This is a genomic window from Pseudaeromonas paramecii (genome assembly GCF_039540575.1).
In the GTDB taxonomy this organism is placed as follows: Bacteria; Pseudomonadota; Gammaproteobacteria; order Enterobacterales; family Aeromonadaceae; genus Pseudaeromonas; species Pseudaeromonas paramecii.
In genome coordinates this window covers 1-882 of sequence record NZ_BAABFC010000031.1, presented here as the reverse complement: position 1 = coordinate 882, position 882 = coordinate 1, and the positions used below count along the sequence as shown (strand labels likewise).

1 protein-coding gene is annotated in these 882 nt (G+C 57.0%); it reads left to right on the top strand.

Going from position 1 to position 882, the window contains the following annotated elements; genetic code table 11:
* Window positions 1-11: 11 nt before the first annotated feature.
* Window positions 12-882: IS481 family transposase (locus ABD847_RS16795; protein ID WP_345015136.1), on the top strand; the 871-nt coding region annotated here is incomplete at its 3' end.

The following is an 882-nucleotide window of genomic DNA, read 5'->3' as shown; positions in this document are numbered from 1 at the left end:
GAGGCGCCCGAGTGAACAACCATAAAAATGCCCGATTAACCGTCTTTGGTCGACAGCTTCTTATCCTGCGTATCCTTGAACAGGGCTTGCGCGTTGAAGAGGCGGCTCATGCTGCCGGGGTCAGTACTCGAACCGCTTACAAGTGGCTGACACGATATCGCCAGGAGGGGCCCGATGGCTTGCATAATCGCTCTTCTCGACCCGCATCCTGCCCCCATGCCATTGATGACCAGCGGCAACAGATGGTTATCGAACAGCGCAAGCAGCGACAGACCTATCGGCACATCAGCCAAGCGTTGGGCATAGGACACAGTACCGTCGCCCGCATCCTGCAACGCATGGGACTTAATCGACTGGCTAATCTGGAGCCGGCTGCTCCGGTTCAACGCTATGAACATGAGAAACCGGGTGACTTGTTGCATTTGGACATCAAAAAGCTGGGGTGTTTCCGTCGTCCCGGCCATCGTGTCACCGGTGACCGCAGCCAGGCTTCACCCGGCATGGGGTGGGAGTATGTTCATGTGGCGATCGATGACCACTCTCGTGTGGCATTCAGCTCTCTGCATCCTGATGAAACGGGACGCAGTGCTTGCTTGGCCCTGCTACAGGCACTTCGCTACTACGCCCGGCTCGGTATTCGTTTCAGCCGGCTACTCACTGATAATGGCGCGTGTTATCGGTCGAAACGCTTCCAGAAGCTGTGTCGGCGCCTGGGACTCAAGCACCGGCGCACCAAGCCGTACACACCACAAACTAATGGCAAAGCCGAGCGCTTCATTCAGACAGCCCTGCGTGAATGGGCCTATGCGCGAAGCTATGAATCTTCAGAGCAACGGGCAGAACACCTGCAACCGTGGCTGCATGAGTACAACTGGCATCGCC